Origin of the sequence: Martinezella tropici, from assembly GCF_003287875.1 — a bacterium.
GTDB classification, from domain to species: Bacteria; Pseudomonadota; Alphaproteobacteria; order Rhizobiales; family Rhizobiaceae; genus Rhizobium; species Rhizobium tropici_C.
The window spans coordinates 47,745-62,478 of sequence record NZ_QMKK01000037.1 but is presented as its reverse complement, the minus strand read 5'-3'; the positions used below and the strand labels follow the sequence as shown (position 1 = coordinate 62,478).

The following is a 14,734-nucleotide window of genomic DNA, read 5'->3' as shown; positions in this document are numbered from 1 at the left end:
AGAGACTGTGGGATCGCTTCAACTGAAATCCATTCGCAAGGCCTACGGTACGCATGATGTGCTGAAGGGCATCGACCTCGAGGTGAGAGATGGTGAGTTCGTCATCTTCGTCGGTCCCTCAGGCTGTGGCAAGTCGACCCTGCTGCGCAGCATCGCAGGTCTCGAAGACGTGACCTCCGGTGCCGTGCTGATCAACGGCCAGGATGTGACCGTAACGCCGCCTGCCAAGCGTGGCATCTCGATGGTCTTCCAGTCCTATGCGCTCTATCCGCATCTGACCGTCAAGGACAATATGGGCTTGGGTCTCAAGCAGGCCGGCACTGCGAAGGCGGAAATCGACAGCCGTGTCGAGAAGGCGTCCAGCATGCTGTCGCTCGCGCCTTATCTCGCCCGCCGGCCGGCCGAGCTTTCCGGTGGCCAGCGCCAGCGCGTGGCCATCGGCCGCGCGATCGTGCGCGAGCCGGAACTCTTCCTGTTTGACGAGCCGCTGTCGAACCTCGATGCGGCGCTGCGCGTCCAGACGCGTCTGGAAATTGCCCGGCTGCATCGCAGCCTGAAGGCAACCATGATCTACGTTACCCACGATCAGGTCGAGGCAATGACACTTGCCGACAAGATCGTCGTGCTCAATGCCGGTGCTATCGAGCAGATCGGCTCGCCGATGGAGCTCTACAATCGCCCGGCCAATACCTTTGTGGCCGGCTTCATCGGCTCGCCGCAGATGAATTTCATCGCGGCTGAGCGTCTGGGCGAAAGCGGCGCCAAGACCGTCGGCATTCGCCCTGAACATATCACGCTGTCGCGTGATCAGGGTTCGTGGGCTGCCAAGGTCATCCACGTCGAGCATCTCGGTGCCGACACGATCATCTATCTCGAATCGGAGACCACCGGTCTTCTGACCGCGCGTCTCTTCGGTGAACACAAATACGAGCCGGACGAGATGGTTTATGCCACCCCCGATGCGAACCAGATGCATCGCTTCGATGCGAATGACAAGGCGATCCGGGGGTAAACGGTCCCGCCGAGGCGAGGCGGCAAGCTTTGTCTCAGTTGCCTCCTGCCGCATGCATGTTGCGATCGGTTATCCGCCGTGCGGCTTTGAGGGATTGCCTATTACCAATGCAGCCCGTTCTATGACTTGGCCAATATGGCTGGAAAGGGCGGGATCGGAGACTGCGCGGGCAATGGTGACGCCGCCGCTGAGCGTTGCGAGGAGAAGGATCGCACGATCCTCCGTCGTTAATTCGGCAGAGCTCGTGCTTTCCGGCAAACCGGCGGCGACATCCGCGATCAGTTTTCTCAATTCCGCCGTATAGGCGTCGCGCGTTTCCTCGTCGGCGCGCATGACGTCGGGCGAAAGGCTTGGCAGCGTGCAACTGTCACTGAGATCGCAGGTCCGCTTGTAGCCGAGGTAGAAGCTGGCGAGCGCCTTGAGCCAGTCTTTCGGCTGGCTTTCCCTGAGCGTCAGGATTCCCTGGCGCAATTCTTCCAAGCCCTCGACGACGGCTGTGCGAAACGCTTCGCTCTTGGACTTGAAGTGTCCGTAGAAGGCGCCGTTGGTAACGCCGGCCGCCTTGGTCAGAGCATCGATGCCCGCGCCGCCGTAACCTTCCCTTCGAAACACCTGTCCCGCAGCAGTGACGACCCGTGTCCGGGTTTCCTGTTTATGTTCGGCGCTATAGCGCATTGCGGCCTCCATTGAGAGCGATCTCTCTTTATTGCTTGCATAGAGAGTGATCTATATGTATCGTTAAAGAGTGATCGGTATATATCAATTGCCGCGACAGGTCCAACAAGGAGATGTTTCATGCCCATTACGCTCACCGTCCCCGAAGGGCTGCTTTCGTCTGAGGCGCAGGCGCAAGCTTTTGCCGGATTGACGGATGCAGTCCTCGATGTTGCCGGCTTGACCGAGAATGCGTTCATGACGGCAAATGTCATCGGCACGATCAATGTGCTTCCCGTCGAACGCGTACTGGCAGCAGGAAGGCCGGTTCCTGCTGCCTTCATTGAGCTCAAACTACCCGAGATCGCTCTCGCGACGGCTGAAGCCAAGCGCGCTTTCATCGAAAAGGCTACCGATGTCGTCGAACAAGCAGCCGAAGGGCGGATCAAGCGTGAGCACATCTGGTCGAACATAGTTTATGCGCCGGAGGGAGCCTGGGGCATTGCCGGGCAGAGCTATAGCAATGCGGAACTGCTCGGCGCTATTCAAGGTGCTGCAGTCGCCTAAGCGATCTGGATGTTTACTGCCGTCTTTCACGGCAGCTTTGCATCGATGACGGACCGGTACGGGAATCGTCTTTGATCTGAACCAAAGGAAGGCAAGACATGCAACTCGCCAATTATCTGTTTTTCACGACGCATTGCGAGGAAGCGCTTGCCTTCTACTCTGCCTGCGGACTTGGCCAAGTCACGCTGCTGGTGCGGCACGGTGCGAATGGAGTTCCGCTTGCTGACGATGCAATGCGGGGCAGGGTGATGCATGCGAGCTTCGAGGGACCGGGCCTGCTGTTCTTCGCCTCCGACAATCACGACGCCGAGCCGATGCGCGGGTCTGCCCACATCCTTCTCATGGATGATCGCGGCAGCACCGACAGGATTTTTGCCCGATTGGCTGAAGGCGGCAACGTGACGACACGGCTCGCCGTCCAGCCATGGGGTAGCTATTACGGCAAGCTGACGGATCGGTTCGGCGTGCAATGGATGGTGGATTGCTCGCATTAGGAGGATATCGATTGGCATGAAGCGCTGAATAAATACTTCCAGTCGTCCGGACGAATTCATGTGGCTGTCATGAGGCTGCGCTATCTCAAGCTCAGTCCACTCCAACAGCGAGCACATCATGGCAAACGCAGCAACGACTTACGCCACCTGGCACAAGGATCCGCAGGGCGATATGAAAATGGCGGAATCGCATAGCCCCTATTGGCGGCATTTCATCGAGACGGTGCCGGAGCGGGATTTCTCCTCCAAGACCGTCCTGGATTTCGGCTGCAACCGCGGCGGCTTTCTGCGGTTGCTTCATGCGATGCGGCCGTTCCGGCGCGGTGTCGGCATCGATATCGCTTCGGAGTCGGTGGCTGCGGCCGTTGCCGCTGTCGGCAATATGCCGCTGCAGTTTCATGTGACGACCGACCTGTCGCCCTTTGTCGATAGCTTCGATATCGCTTTCAGCTATGAGGTGATCTATCTGCTGCCGGAGCTGAGACAGCATGCCGAACAGATGTTCCAGGTCATGCGGAATGGCGGCGTCTACTACGCTGTGACCGGCTGCCATAATGAAATGCCGCTCTGGCCGAAATGGCTCGAACTGATCGGCAACAACAGCAATGCGCCGATGCAGGATCGGTCCCCGCAGGACTATATCGATACCTTCGTTGCAGCTGGCTTCGACGTATCCGTCAAGCGTTTCGGTTATGACGGCTTCGTGCATGCATCGAAAGACCGGAAATATTATCCGAGCATTCTCGACGCGTTGAGCTATCCGGCTGAATACAAGCTTTTATTCCGGCTCGAGAAGCGCGTCTGACATGGAGACGATCGATCGGAAGGGCGGCAGCGCGCTCTGGCATCAGATCGGCGAGATCCTGGCGGCCGATATCGCCGCCGGGACTTTCGCTCCTGGAGAGAAATTGCCGACCGAGCCGAAGCTGATGCAGCGTTTCGGCGTCAGCCGCTTTACCGTGCGCCAGGCGCTAGGGCATCTGGAACAGCGTGGGTTGGTGCGCGCCGAGCAGGGGCGGGGGACATTCGTTCATAAGGGCGTGCTCGATTATTCCCTGTCCAAGCGAACGCGGTTTTCCAGGAACCTGATCGAACAAGGTTTCGAGCCGGGTGGAGAATTGCTCGTTCATGAGATCGTGCCGGCAGCAGAACGCGTCGCTGCCTATTTGAAACTGGCGGTGAATACGTCGGTCATCCATCGTCGCGGCATCATGACGGCCGATGGCATTCCGGTCGAACTGGGCGATTCCTATTATCCGGCCGAACGTTTTCCCGATTTCGATAAGGCCCGGTTGCAGCACCCGACGATCTCGGCAGCGCTCGCCAGCTACGGTGTCACCGACTACGAGCGGCTATCGACGGAAATCGAGGCGCGGATGCCGACGGCGGAAGAGGCGCGGCTCCTGCGGCAGCCGAAATCCGTGCCGCTGCTTATCACACGGAAGTTAGACGTGGACGCGAAGGGCGTGCCGATTACCTATTCGGAGTCGATGTGGTCAGCCGAGCGGATCACCTTCAGCGTGGATCTGCGGTAACGGTTCGAGCAGGCCCAGCGCATTTGGGCCAAAGCGGCTCGGCCATCTCCGCCTTAGCGATGTGAAAGTATATTGACCACCTTGCCGAAGGGGTCGCGGACGTAGAAGCGGCGGACACCCCAAGGCTCGTCCGTCAGGTCATACAATATGCCGAAGCCCATGGAGGTGGCGCGCTGATAAAGCGCATCGACATCGTCGACTTCGATCGAGAGATCGGGGACGATCGTTCCCGAGCCGCCTTCGCTGGCGATGCTGATCTGCGGCACCGTTGCGGCTTCGGAGGCAAACGTAAGGATCCAGCCATGGTCCATGACGATGTCGAGGCCGAGCAGGTCATGATAGAAAAGGCGTGCCGTGTCTGGATCGGCGGCGGGCAGGTTTGGGATGATGCGTAGGACGGTCAACTGACGTTTCTCCCTTGTGGACATGGAGGCGGGTCTTCACCGCGCCTCCACCATGCTGGCTCAGACCGTGACTGCGGGAAGCAGCTTGGCGCGTTCCGCGAGAATATGGCGGCAGGCGCTGGCCACTTCGCGGCCCTTGATGATGAAATGTTCCTTGAAGAACTGGATATGCGCTTCCGATTCCTGGAAGTGATGCGGCGTCAACACTGCCGAGAGAATCGGCACGCCGGTGTCGAGCTGGACGCGCATCATGGCATCAAGAACCGTATTGGCGACGAACTCATGGCGATAGATGCCACCGTCGACAACGAAAGCGGTGGCGACGATCGCGGAATAACGGCCGTTGCGGGCAAGCGTCTGTGCGTGCAGCGGAATTTCAAGCGCGCCGGGCACGTCGAAGATATCGATCGGAGATGCGCCTTCCACCGTCTGCCATTCGGCAACGAAGGAGTCGACCGAGCGATCGACAATATCGGCATGCCAGCGGGCCCGAATGATCGCAATGCGGCTCGGCTGGGTAGAAATCGAAATGGTCATGAATTTTGCCTTTCAAGGGTTGTTGTCAAATATCCCTTGGGCGAACACGCAAGATCGCGGCACCTCTCGCGCAGAGGAGGTGCGATCCTGCTTGCTCTCTTCCATCCGGACTATACCGTCGGCTCCGGCATCTCACCGGATCTGCTGACCCTTCCGAAAGTTCGGAAGGCGCTCGCGGGCTCGAGGAAACTCCCCATACCGCCGGTGGGGAATTGCACCCCGCCCTGAGAACGCACGGACTATAGATGCTTTGCCTCATGAAAATCAAAGAAAAACGCCGGGCTTTTGACCCGGCGTCTGCGAATAATTTTTCAAAGTTTCCATGCAGCGCGGATGCGTGCTCAATCCTGAATGACGAGCAGATCGGAAGAGGCGAAGCGCAGCGTCACCTTCTCGCCAACGCTCGGAGGCATCATGCCCGGACTATTGAACATATCGAAGGAAATCGTGTTACCGGCGACATTCATGCGGGTGCGGATAACCGAACCCAGGAAGTGTGCGGAGGAAACCTCGCCTGTCAGCGCGGTATCGCCCTTTGCCGATTCGGCCAGCGAACCGGCTTCGGGACGCAGGGCGAGCGATACGGTATCGCCCGGCTTGTAGGCCGTCACCGACTGCTTCAGGGTCACGCCCTGATCGCCGATCATGATGCGGTTGCTGTCGGGATCGACGACCTTGCCTTCGATCAGGTTCAGCGTACCGACGAAGGAGGCGACGAAGCGGGTTGCCGGCGTGTTGTAGATCTCGAAAGGCGTGCCGATCTGGTCGGCGCGACCGGCATTCATGACGACGATGCGATCGGAGATCGACAGGGCTTCTTCCTGGTCGTGGGTCACGAAAACGGTGGTAATGCCGAGCTGCTGTTGGATCGCGCGGATTTCCTCACGCAGCGAGATGCGGATCTTGGCGTCGAGCGCCGAAAGCGGCTCGTCAAGCAAAAGCACTTGAGGCTTGACGGCGATGGCGCGAGCAAGCGCCACGCGTTGCTGCTGGCCGCCGGACATCTGATAGGGATAGCGGCTGGCGAGATGGTCGAGCTTGATGAGAGCAAGCATCTCCTTGACGCGCTTGTCGATGTCAGGCTTCGACATGCCGGCCACCTTGAGGCCGAAGGCGACGTTGTCGTGCACCGTCATGTTCGGGAACAGCGCGTAGGCCTGGAAGACCATGCCGATGTTGCGTTGGTTCGGCTTCAGCGGGCGCTGGTCCTTGCCGTTGATCGTCAAGGTGCCAGCGGTCGGGGTTTCGAAGCCAGCGATCATGCGCAGCACGGTCGTCTTGCCGCAGCCTGACGGTCCAAGGAAGGAGATGAATTCTCCCTTCTCGATTTGCATATTGAAATCGTGGACGACGTGCACGTCGCCGAATGATTTCTTGATGTGGGTGAGTTCGAGAAAAGCCATGGTGAGAAGCCTTACACCTTAACCGGAGCCAGTTTTGAGAAGCGGGATACGAGCTGCAGCAGGCCCATGCTGAGCCAGGTGACGGCAAGTGCGATGATGGCGAGCGCCGAGGACTGATAAGCCTGATTGGCTCCGACGAGCTGCATGTAAGGGCCGAAAGCCGGCCGGTTGAGCAATGATGCCATCGTGAATTCGCCCATCACGATCGCCAGCGTGATGAAGGCACCGGATAGAACGCCGCTCATGACATTGGGAAAAATGCAGCGGAACATGATGGTCGTCCACTTCGCGCCGAGGCTTTCCGCCGCTTCCGTCAGGGTGCCGACATCGATCGTGCGCATCGCCGTATCGACCGAACGATACATATAGGGAAGCGCCAAGACAATATAGGAGCAGACCAGAAGGAAGTTTGTCGTCTGCTCGAAGCCTGTCAAAGGCAGGATCGACGACGAATTATAAAGGCGCAGATAGCCGAAAACGATGACGATTGCGGGAATGACCAGCGGCATCAGCGTGATGAATTCGACGACCGGGCGCAGTTGCGGTAAGCGAAGCCGGACCCAGTAGGCAGTCGGGACGACGAGCAGCATGCCGACGATGATGGTCAGCAGCGCCATGAGCATGGAATAGCCGAACGCATAGAGGAAGTTTGCGTCGGAAAAAACCGATGCGTAGGCGTCGAAACTATAGGCATTGCGGCGCATGCGCAGCGAGAATTCCAGCGTGCCGATCAGCGGAACGATGAAATAGATGGCGCCGATGACGACCGCGATCCAGGCGAAGAATTTCTGCAGTTTCATTTCTGCCACCGTTCCGCGCGTATACGCATGATGATGTAGATGACGTTGGAAATGCCTGTTATGACGATCATGCCAAGGGCCATGGCATAGCCGAGATTGGCGTTGTGCAGCACATCGCCGCGGATCTGGGCATAGAGCTGGATCGGGATGATGTTGAGCGAGCTGCCCGTCAGCGCAATGGCCGTTGCGATGGCGCCGAAGGCATTGGCGAACAGCAGCAGCGTCGTGCCGAGCAGGCTCGGCCAGAGGATGGGCAGCGCCACCATCAGCCAATATTGTCTGTTTGTCGCCCCGAGAATTGACGCGGCCTCACGCCATTCCTTCTTCATGCCATCGAGTGCGGGCGTAATAATCAGCACCATCAGCGGAATCTGGAAATACATGTAGGTGACGGTCAAGCCGATGAAGCTGTAGAGATTGAAGCCGGTGGCGTAGAGATTGAAGCCAAGCCAGTCTCTCATCAACACGGTGACAAGGCCCAGGCGGCCGATCGTGGCGATGAAGGCGAACGCCAGCGGCACGCCGGCGAAATTGGAAGCGACGCCGGAGAATGTAAGGAAGACATTGCGCACCCAGGCCGGAAGCCCGCCCATGACCAAGGCCCAAGCCAGATAAAAGCCGATCAGCGCGCCGCCGAGCGCCGAAGTGACCGACACTTTGATGCTGATCCAATAGGAGTCCATGATGGACTTTGTGAACAGATCGCCGATGTTCTTCAGTGTCAGACTGCCGTCAGGCGTCAGAAACGCGCCGGCAATCAGGTAGATCGTCGGCAAAATCAGAAACAGCAGCGCGAAGATCAGGAAGGGCGCGATGCCCAGCCAGTCGACGACCACGCGTTTGTTGATCAAGGGAGTGGTGCTCATCGTTGATGTTGTCACGGTGCTCATGATTGGCCCAATCCGCGGCGTCAAAAAACGGAAAACCTCCCCGCCGAAGCGGGGAGGTCATGTCAGATCAAATTACTGCACGTTCGAACCGACGACAGAGTCCCACTTCGTGGTGATGGCGGTCTTGCCGGCAGCCTGTTCGTCGAGCGTCGGGAAGACGGCCTTTTCGTAAGCGGCAGCCGGCGGCAGCTTGTCGAGAAGTTCCTGCGGGACCTTCTTGTTCTTCGCCAGGTCGTTGAAGCGGATCGGGTGGCAATAGCCCTTCAGCCAGCCGATCTGGCCTTCGTCGGAATAGAGGAACTCCATCCAGAGCTTGGCAGCATTCGGATGCGGAGCGAAAGCCGAGATCGCCTGGACGTAGACGCCGGCGATAACGCCCGAAGCCGGAACGGTGACGTCAACCGGCGGGTTGCCGTTCAGGCTGTCGCGCCAGGAGAGACCATTGTAGTCCCATGCGATGACGATCGGGGTTGCGCCCTGTGCGAGCGAAGCGGACTTGCCGATGACCGGAACGAAGTTGCCGGCCTTGTTGAGCTTCGCGAAGTAGTCGAGACCGGCAGCGCCGATCTTGGTGGCATCCTTTTCACCGGCAGCCAGGCCGGCGGCGTAGACGGCCTGGACGGCCTGGTTCGAGGTGCGCGGGTCGCCGGCGAGCGAAACGGTGTTTGCGTATTCCGACTTCTGCAGGTCGGCCCAGTCTTTCGGAGGGTTCTTTACGACGTCCTTGTTGGTGACAAAGGAGAGAACGCCGTAATAGTCGCCGTACCAATAGCCTTCGGAATCCTTGGCGCTGTCCGGAATGGAATCCCAGGTGGAGACCTTGTAAGGCTGCAGCAGGCCTTCCTTCTTGGCAGTCGGGCCGAAGGAGAGACCGACGTCGATCACGTCCGGAGCCTGCGGGCCGGTGTTGCCCTTGTTGGCGCGGATTGCTTCGACTTCATCGCCCGAACCGGCATCCGGATTCAGTTCGTTGACTTCAATGCCGTACTTTGCCTTGAACGCAGCAATGAGATCGCCATAACCGCACCAGTTGTGGGGTAGGGCGATCGTGGTCAGCGTGCCTTCCTTCTTGGCAGCGGCGATGAGATCGGCGCTCGGCTCCGCGGCCGCGATAGCCGTCGAAGCGACGAGCATTGCGGTAGAGATGGTCAGAAGACGATGAATTTTCGAGGTCACTGCATTTCCTCCTTCTGGGTTTTCAGTGTCTGGCGTTGCTGTTAATGACGTAACATGAAGGTTGTGTGACGGTTTCAAAGCGTTGCGTTTGCTAATAACGAAGACATTTTTGCTTCTAATCAACAAGTATGACAGTCGCTGCATTTCACATCGTTTCGCGAGATGTTATTTTATGCTTTCGTTTCCCTCTCAGCTCAGCTTGCGAAACAACTTTGTTTGTTCAAAAAGGCCTTCGAGCGTTTTCATGCGCTCGCTCGTCTCGTCCCATGTCGAGCTTTGAACAGCCTCGATCAGGGCCTCGACGATGAAGAGAGTAACGACCGATGAATCCCAGGCGGAAGGGGCCTCGATCTGCACGCGAAACGTGTGTCGTGCATGTTTGGCGGCAGGTGTTGCCCATTGGTCGGTGAAGACGATGATTTCGGCGCCACGCCGGCGGGCGGCCGCGGCCAGATTGACCATTTCCTGTTCGTAGCGCCTGATGTCGAAGATCACGAGCAAGTCGCCCGGATTCATATTCAGGACATATTGCGGCCAGGTGCTGGAATTGGAGGAGAGCAGCGTCGTATTGGGGCGAATGACCTGCATGTGAGTGAAGAAATATTCGGCAAGCGCACCCGTGATGCGCCCGCCAACGAAATAGAGCCCACGCTTTCTTTCGGACAGCAGGGTGGCGACGCCGTCGAATGTCGCTGCATCGATATCCGAAAGCGTCTGGCGAAGATTGCTCATGATGGCATCGGCAAAGCGATTGAGGATATGCGTGCCCGGCGCATTCGATGCCCAGCGATCATGCTTCGTCAATGGGTTGGAGATGGTCGCTTCCACCTCCTGATGAAGATGGGCCTGGAAGTCCGGGTAGCCCTTGTAGCCGAGTTTCTGCACCATGCGCGCGACCGTTGGCGTCGAAACGCGCGCATTTTCGGCAACCGTCGTAATGCTGCCAAGCCCAGAAACGGGATAGTTGTCGAGCAGGCTTTTGGCGAGCTGCTTTTCGGCGCGCGTCAGCGTCTCGAAGCGCGCGTTGATCACGTCAGAAACTGTCTTCGACGCAGTGTTCACTCGATTTTTGCTCCCCGGAAACGGTCTTATGCCGCTTTCCTGCAAGGATATAACAACGCTGTCATATTTCGAGTCAATGTCACAAATGAAGAAATAATTTCAGTTTTCGATTGACAGCGGCGAAAACCTGAAGAATTCTTTTCTTATAAAGATTTCATTAATCGGTAATGGGGCGTCTCCGATGCTTGCGCAGCAAGGCATTCTGACGAAGGCGGATGGCGATTGCGTCGCGGTCGAGAGGCCGGATGGGAGCAGCGCGGTTCTGCTCGTCTGCGAGCACGCTTCCCGCGCCTTGCCGGAACAGTTCGGAGATCTCGGGCTTTCCGCCGAGGCGCTTTCCAGTCATATTGCCTGGGATCCGGGCGCACTGGCGGTTGCAAGAAAAATGTCCGCCAGCTTGAATGCGACCCTGGTTTTTCAGCGTTTCTCCCGCCTAATCTACGATTGCAATCGGCCGCCGGAAAGTGCCGGCGCCATGCCGGAAACGAGTGAAATATACACGATTCCCGGCAATCAGCATCTGGCCGAGGCAGACAGGCAGGCGCGCACCCAAGGCCTCTACATACCGTTTCATGACAGGATCAGAACCCTGTTGAAAGAAAGGGCCGCGCGCGGACAAAAAACCGTGATCGTGACAGTCCACAGCTTCACGCCGGTCTATAATGGCAAGCCTCGGGCGGTGGAGCTCGGCATTCTGCATGACGAGGACCGTTGGCTGGCCGATCGCATGCTGGAGGCAGCGGCTGAAGCGCTGCTCTATCGGACCGAGCGCAACCAGCCTTACGGGCCTGAGGACGGCGTTACCCATACGCTGAAGCTGCATGGGATCGCCAATAGCCTGCATAATGTAATGATCGAGGTCCGCAACGACCTCATTCAAGATGACGTCGGCCAAGGGGTCGTGGCCGATTATCTGACAGGGCTTATCCAGAGCAGTCTGGAAGCCCAAGCATAAAAGAAAAAGACCCCGGGGAGCAGTTCAACTGCGATCGGGCCGCATGGCAAGAGCCAGCGGCTCATGTGACATATGGTTTTCCGCAATCCCGCGGACGACCGGGCTTTAGGGGGAATGGCATGTCTGATTATTCGGAGTTAGACAAGAAGCAGGATGTCCAGATCCTGCACTCCATGGGCTACGCCCAGGAGCTGGAACGGCGCATGAGTTCATTCTCGAATTTCGCCGTATCCTTCTCGATCATTTGCATTCTTTCGGGCGGCATCAATTCGCTCGCCCAGGCGACATCGGGTGCCGGCGGTGCCGCTATCGGCATCGGCTGGCCAGTTGGCTGCTTCATATCGCTGGTTTTTGCCGTGGCGATGGCGCAGATCAGCTCGGCATATCCGACGGCGGGCGGCCTTTATCACTGGGGTTCGATCCTCGGCAACCGCTTCACCGGTTGGTTGACCGCCTGGTTCAACCTGCTCGGCCTCGTCACCGTGCTCGGCGCCATCAATGTCGGTACCTACTATTTCTTCGTGGGGGCTTTCGGCGGCTATTTCGGCATGACCGACACCACGTTGGTGCGCATCCTGTTCCTGGTGGTCATTACCGGCCTGCAGGCGCTCGTCAACCATATGGGTATCGGTCTGACCGCGAAGCTCACGGACTTTTCCGGCTATCTGATCTTCGCAACCTCGATCCTTCTGGCGGCCGTTTGCCTGATCGCGGCGCCGTCCTATGATCTTGCACGGCTTTTCACCTTCACCAACTATTCCGGTCTGGCGACGATTGCTGCCGACGGTTCGGCAACCGGCGCGCCGGTCTGGCCGCAGGTTTCGACCTTCTGGGTTTTCGCGCTCGGCCTTCTGCTGCCGATCTACACGATCACCGGTTATGACGCCTCGGCTCACACCTCGGAAGAAACGGTGAAAGCCGCCCATTCCGTTCCGCGGGGTATGGTGTCTTCGGTTCTCTGGTCGGCGCTTTTCGGCTACATCATGCTGTGCTCGTTCGTGCTGATGCTGCCGAATATGGACGATGCCGCCAAGCAGGGCTGGAATGTGTTCTTCTGGGCAATGGACGCGCAGGTCAATCCCATCGTGAAGGACATTCTCTATCTGCTGATCTTCATCAGCCAGTGGCTATGTGGTCTTGCGACGGTCACCTCGGTTTCGCGCATGATCTTCGCCTTCTCGCGTGACGGCGGTCTGCCGGGATCCAAGGCCCTGTCTCGCGTCAGCCCGAAATACCGCACGCCGGTTTCGGCGATCTGGACCGGCTCGATCCTTTCCGTCCTCTTCGTCTGGGGTTCGTCGCTGGTATCGATCGGCGATACGCCGGTTTACACTATCGTCGTCTCGTGCACCGTCATCTTCCTGTTCTTCTCCTTCGCGATCCCGATCACACTCGGTCTTTTCGCATGGGGTACGGCGAAGTGGGACAAGATGGGCCCTTGGAACCTCGGGGAAGGGCTGTTCAAGCTGTTTGCCGTGCTGACGATCATCGCGATGATCATCATCTTCATTCTCGGCATTCAGCCGCCGAACGACTGGGCCGGCATCATCACCGTCGGCTTCCTGGTTCTGACGGCCATCGTCTGGTTCGGCTTCGAGCGCCGTCGCTTCAAAGGCCCGCCGATCGGCGATGCGATTGCCAAGCGCAAGGCCGAGATCGCGGCAGCGGAAGCCGCCGTCGGCGAAAACTGAGCGCGGGCACATCTCTCCAACCACTGGGGTCGCAGACCTGCGACCCCTTTCACGGTAGCGACAGGGCTGCGGAGCGCGGATCATCCTCCGAGCGGCGGCATTGTTCGACAGACCGGTGTTTCAATTCATTGTTCAGGCGGACCAAATCATGAGCAGCTATACGTTCGACGACCTCAAGCGAGATGTGGCCGAAGGGCGCATCGATACGGTTCTGGCATGCCAGGTCGACATGCAGGGCCGGTTGATGGGCAAACGCTTCCAGGCGGAATTCTTCATCGAAAGTGCCTGGAAGGAAACGCATAGCTGCAATTATCTGCAGGCGACCGATATCGAGATGGAGACCGTCTCCGGCTACAAGTCGACGAGCTGGGAGAAGGGCTACGGCGACTATACCATGAAGCCGGATCTTGCCACGTTGCGCCGCATACCCTGGCTGGAGGGCACGGCGCTGGTGCTCTGCGATGTGCTCGACCATCATACGCATGAGGAGGTCGCGCATTCGCCGCGTGCGATCCTTAAGAAGCAGATCAAGCGCCTCGAGGCGATGGGCATGAAGGCCTACATGGCTTCGGAGCTTGAATTCTTCCTGTTCGATCAGAGCTACGACAGCGCCCGTGAATCCGGCTATCGCAACCTCAATCTCGTCAGTGGCTACAACGAGGATTACCACATCTTCCAGACTACGAAGGAAGAGGATGTGATGCGGGCGATCCGCAAGGGATTGCAGGGTGCGGAGATTCCCGTCGAAAACTCCAAGGGCGAGGCATCCGCCGGCCAGGAGGAAATCAACGTCCGCTACGCCGACGCGCTGACCATGGCCGACCGTCATGCCATTATCAAGAACGGCTGCAAGGAAATCGCCTGGTCGAAGGGCAAGGCCATTACCTTCCTGGCGAAATGGAACTACAGCGCGGCCGGCAGCTCGTCGCATATTCATCAATCGCTGTGGAGCGCCGACGGCAAGACCCCGCTGTTCTTCGACAAGGAACAAGAACACGGCATGACGCCGCTAATGAGGCACTATGTCGCCGGCCTTTTGAACCATGCCAGCGAAATCACCTATTTCCTTGCACCCTATATCAATTCCTACAAGCGCTTCGTCGCCGGCACTTTCGCGCCGACCAAGGCGATCTGGAGCACCGACAATCGCACCGCCGGCTATCGCCTGTGCGGCGCCGAGACCAAGAGCATCCGTATCGAATGCCGGGTTGGCGGCTCGGACCTCAATCCCTATCTGGCTTTTGCTGCCCTGATTGCCGCCGGCCTTGACGGCATCGAGAACAAGCTCGAATTGGAGGCGCCCTTTGTCGGCGACGCCTATGGAGCGCGCGAGGTTCGTGAGATACCGCGCACCCTGCGCGGCGCAACCGAGGCCCTGACCAATTCGAAGATGCTGCGCGCAGCCTTCAGCGACGAGGTGATCGACCACTATACCCGCGCTGCCGAATGGGAGCAGGAGGAGTATGATCGTCGCATCACTGATTGGGAAGTGGCGCGCGGATTCGAAAGAGCGTAATTCGCAACGTTGAGATAATTCGTTGACAAAATCACAAC

16 protein-coding genes and 1 riboswitch are annotated in these 14,734 nt (G+C 58.4%); of the genes, 8 read left to right on the top strand and 8 right to left on the bottom strand.

Annotated features, from left to right (window positions below; translation table 11 throughout):
• Positions 1 to 7 precede the first annotated feature (7 nt).
• Positions 8 to 1,012 carry an ABC transporter ATP-binding protein gene (locus DQ393_RS15135; protein ID WP_112342597.1) on the top strand — a complete coding sequence of 335 codons (1,005 nt, stop codon included), beginning with the start codon at positions 8 to 10 and terminating at the stop codon, positions 1,010 to 1,012.
• A 69-nt stretch (positions 1,013 to 1,081) separates the two neighbouring features.
• Here the strand turns inward: DQ393_RS15135 and DQ393_RS15130 are convergent, their stop codons facing one another.
• Positions 1,082 to 1,687, bottom strand: a complete 606-nt coding sequence (locus DQ393_RS15130; RefSeq protein ID WP_112342596.1) for a TetR/AcrR family transcriptional regulator — start codon at positions 1,685 to 1,687, stop codon at positions 1,082 to 1,084.
• Positions 1,688 to 1,807: 120 nt separating this feature from the next.
• On the opposite strand from DQ393_RS15130, the gene DQ393_RS15125 reads away from it, so the two are divergent.
• From DQ393_RS15125 to phnF, 4 genes are all read left to right on the top strand, one after another.
• Positions 1,808 to 2,233 carry a tautomerase family protein gene (locus DQ393_RS15125; RefSeq protein WP_112342595.1) on the top strand — a complete coding sequence of 142 codons (426 nt, stop codon included), beginning with the start codon at positions 1,808 to 1,810 and terminating at the stop codon, positions 2,231 to 2,233.
• A 98-nt stretch (positions 2,234 to 2,331) separates the two neighbouring features.
• Complete coding sequence (locus tag DQ393_RS15120) at positions 2,332 to 2,727, top strand: VOC family protein (RefSeq protein ID WP_112342594.1); 396 nt, start codon at positions 2,332 to 2,334, stop codon at positions 2,725 to 2,727.
• Between the two features lie 118 nt (positions 2,728 to 2,845).
• Positions 2,846 to 3,532 (top strand): class I SAM-dependent methyltransferase, encoded by a 687-nt coding sequence (locus DQ393_RS15115; protein ID WP_112342593.1) that lies wholly within the window; start codon positions 2,846 to 2,848, stop codon positions 3,530 to 3,532.
• A 1-nt stretch (position 3,533) separates the two neighbouring features.
• Positions 3,534 to 4,262 (top strand): phosphonate metabolism transcriptional regulator PhnF, encoded by a 729-nt coding sequence (gene phnF, locus DQ393_RS15110; protein ID WP_112342592.1) that lies wholly within the window; start codon positions 3,534 to 3,536, stop codon positions 4,260 to 4,262.
• Positions 4,263 to 4,315: 53 nt separating this feature from the next.
• Here phnF and DQ393_RS15105 read toward each other — a convergent pair whose 3' ends face one another.
• The 7 genes from DQ393_RS15105 to DQ393_RS15075 all read right to left on the bottom strand — a co-directional run bounded on the left by DQ393_RS15105 (position 4,316) and on the right by DQ393_RS15075 (position 10,534).
• Positions 4,316 to 4,666 carry a VOC family protein gene (locus DQ393_RS15105; protein WP_112342591.1) on the bottom strand — a complete coding sequence of 117 codons (351 nt, stop codon included), beginning with the start codon at positions 4,664 to 4,666 and terminating at the stop codon, positions 4,316 to 4,318.
• A 60-nt stretch (positions 4,667 to 4,726) separates the two neighbouring features.
• Positions 4,727 to 5,203, bottom strand: coding sequence for a 6,7-dimethyl-8-ribityllumazine synthase (locus DQ393_RS15100; RefSeq protein WP_092711425.1), 477 nt, complete (start codon positions 5,201 to 5,203; stop codon positions 4,727 to 4,729).
• 89 nt (positions 5,204 to 5,292) lie between these two features.
• Positions 5,293 to 5,439: riboswitch (FMN riboswitch) on the bottom strand.
• A 105-nt stretch (positions 5,440 to 5,544) separates the two neighbouring features.
• A complete protein-coding gene (locus DQ393_RS15095) occupies positions 5,545 to 6,606 on the bottom strand; it encodes an ABC transporter ATP-binding protein (protein ID WP_112342590.1) in 1,062 nt (353 codons plus the stop codon).
• A gap of 11 nt (positions 6,607 to 6,617) precedes the next feature.
• Entirely contained in the window at positions 6,618 to 7,406 is a 789-nt protein-coding gene (locus DQ393_RS15090; RefSeq protein ID WP_112342589.1) for an ABC transporter permease, read from the bottom strand.
• Positions 7,403 to 8,296: an ABC transporter permease gene (locus DQ393_RS15085; protein ID WP_112342588.1), complete on the bottom strand. Its 894-nt coding sequence runs from the start codon at positions 8,294 to 8,296 to the stop codon at positions 7,403 to 7,405. The genes DQ393_RS15090 and DQ393_RS15085 overlap by 4 nt, the downstream gene beginning before the upstream one ends.
• 72 nt (positions 8,297 to 8,368) lie before the next feature.
• On the bottom strand, positions 8,369 to 9,472 hold the full coding sequence (locus DQ393_RS15080) for an ABC transporter substrate-binding protein (protein ID WP_112342587.1): 1,104 nt from the start codon (positions 9,470 to 9,472) through the stop codon (positions 8,369 to 8,371).
• Positions 9,473 to 9,661: 189 nt separating this feature from the next.
• On the bottom strand, positions 9,662 to 10,534 hold the full coding sequence (locus DQ393_RS15075) for a MurR/RpiR family transcriptional regulator (protein ID WP_112342586.1): 873 nt from the start codon (positions 10,532 to 10,534) through the stop codon (positions 9,662 to 9,664).
• 181 nt (positions 10,535 to 10,715) lie between these two features.
• Between DQ393_RS15075 and DQ393_RS15070 the strand changes: the two genes are divergently transcribed.
• The 3 genes from DQ393_RS15070 to DQ393_RS15060 all read left to right on the top strand — a co-directional run bounded on the left by DQ393_RS15070 (position 10,716) and on the right by DQ393_RS15060 (position 14,696).
• Positions 10,716 to 11,489 carry an N-formylglutamate amidohydrolase gene (locus DQ393_RS15070; protein ID WP_112342585.1) on the top strand — a complete coding sequence of 258 codons (774 nt, stop codon included), beginning with the start codon at positions 10,716 to 10,718 and terminating at the stop codon, positions 11,487 to 11,489.
• A 119-nt stretch (positions 11,490 to 11,608) separates the two neighbouring features.
• On the top strand, positions 11,609 to 13,180 hold the full coding sequence (locus DQ393_RS15065; RefSeq protein ID WP_112342584.1) for an amino acid permease: 1,572 nt from the start codon (positions 11,609 to 11,611) through the stop codon (positions 13,178 to 13,180).
• Positions 13,181 to 13,328: 148 nt separating this feature from the next.
• The gene (locus DQ393_RS15060; RefSeq protein WP_112342643.1) at positions 13,329 to 14,696 is read left to right on the top strand and encodes a glutamine synthetase family protein; all 1,368 of its coding nucleotides are present in this window, start codon (positions 13,329 to 13,331) and stop codon (positions 14,694 to 14,696) included.
• The last annotated feature ends 38 nt before the right edge of the window (positions 14,697 to 14,734 follow it).

Excerpts from the sequence above, each read along its gene's own strand:
- DQ393_RS15090 (WP_112342589.1), bottom strand. The coding sequence starts at position 7,406 with ATGAAACTGCAGAAATTCTTCGCCTGGATCGCGGTCGTCATCGGCGCC.
- DQ393_RS15125 (WP_112342595.1), top strand. The coding sequence starts at position 1,808 with ATGCCCATTACGCTCACCGTCCCCGAAGGGCTGCTTTCGTCTGAGGCG.
- DQ393_RS15100 (WP_092711425.1), bottom strand. The coding sequence starts at position 5,203 with ATGACCATTTCGATTTCTACCCAGCCGAGCCGCATTGCGATCATTCGG.
- DQ393_RS15120 (WP_112342594.1), top strand. The coding sequence starts at position 2,332 with ATGCAACTCGCCAATTATCTGTTTTTCACGACGCATTGCGAGGAAGCG.
- DQ393_RS15070 (WP_112342585.1), top strand. The coding sequence starts at position 10,716 with ATGCTTGCGCAGCAAGGCATTCTGACGAAGGCGGATGGCGATTGCGTC.
- phnF (WP_112342592.1), top strand. The coding sequence starts at position 3,534 with ATGGAGACGATCGATCGGAAGGGCGGCAGCGCGCTCTGGCATCAGATC.
- DQ393_RS15085 (WP_112342588.1), bottom strand. The coding sequence starts at position 8,296 with ATGAGCACCGTGACAACATCAACGATGAGCACCACTCCCTTGATCAAC.
- DQ393_RS15095 (WP_112342590.1), bottom strand. The coding sequence starts at position 6,606 with ATGGCTTTTCTCGAACTCACCCACATCAAGAAATCATTCGGCGACGTG.
- DQ393_RS15115 (WP_112342593.1), top strand. The coding sequence starts at position 2,846 with ATGGCAAACGCAGCAACGACTTACGCCACCTGGCACAAGGATCCGCAG.
- DQ393_RS15065 (WP_112342584.1), top strand. The coding sequence starts at position 11,609 with ATGTCTGATTATTCGGAGTTAGACAAGAAGCAGGATGTCCAGATCCTG.
- DQ393_RS15060 (WP_112342643.1), top strand. The coding sequence starts at position 13,329 with ATGAGCAGCTATACGTTCGACGACCTCAAGCGAGATGTGGCCGAAGGG.
- DQ393_RS15130 (WP_112342596.1), bottom strand. The coding sequence starts at position 1,687 with ATGCGCTATAGCGCCGAACATAAACAGGAAACCCGGACACGGGTCGTC.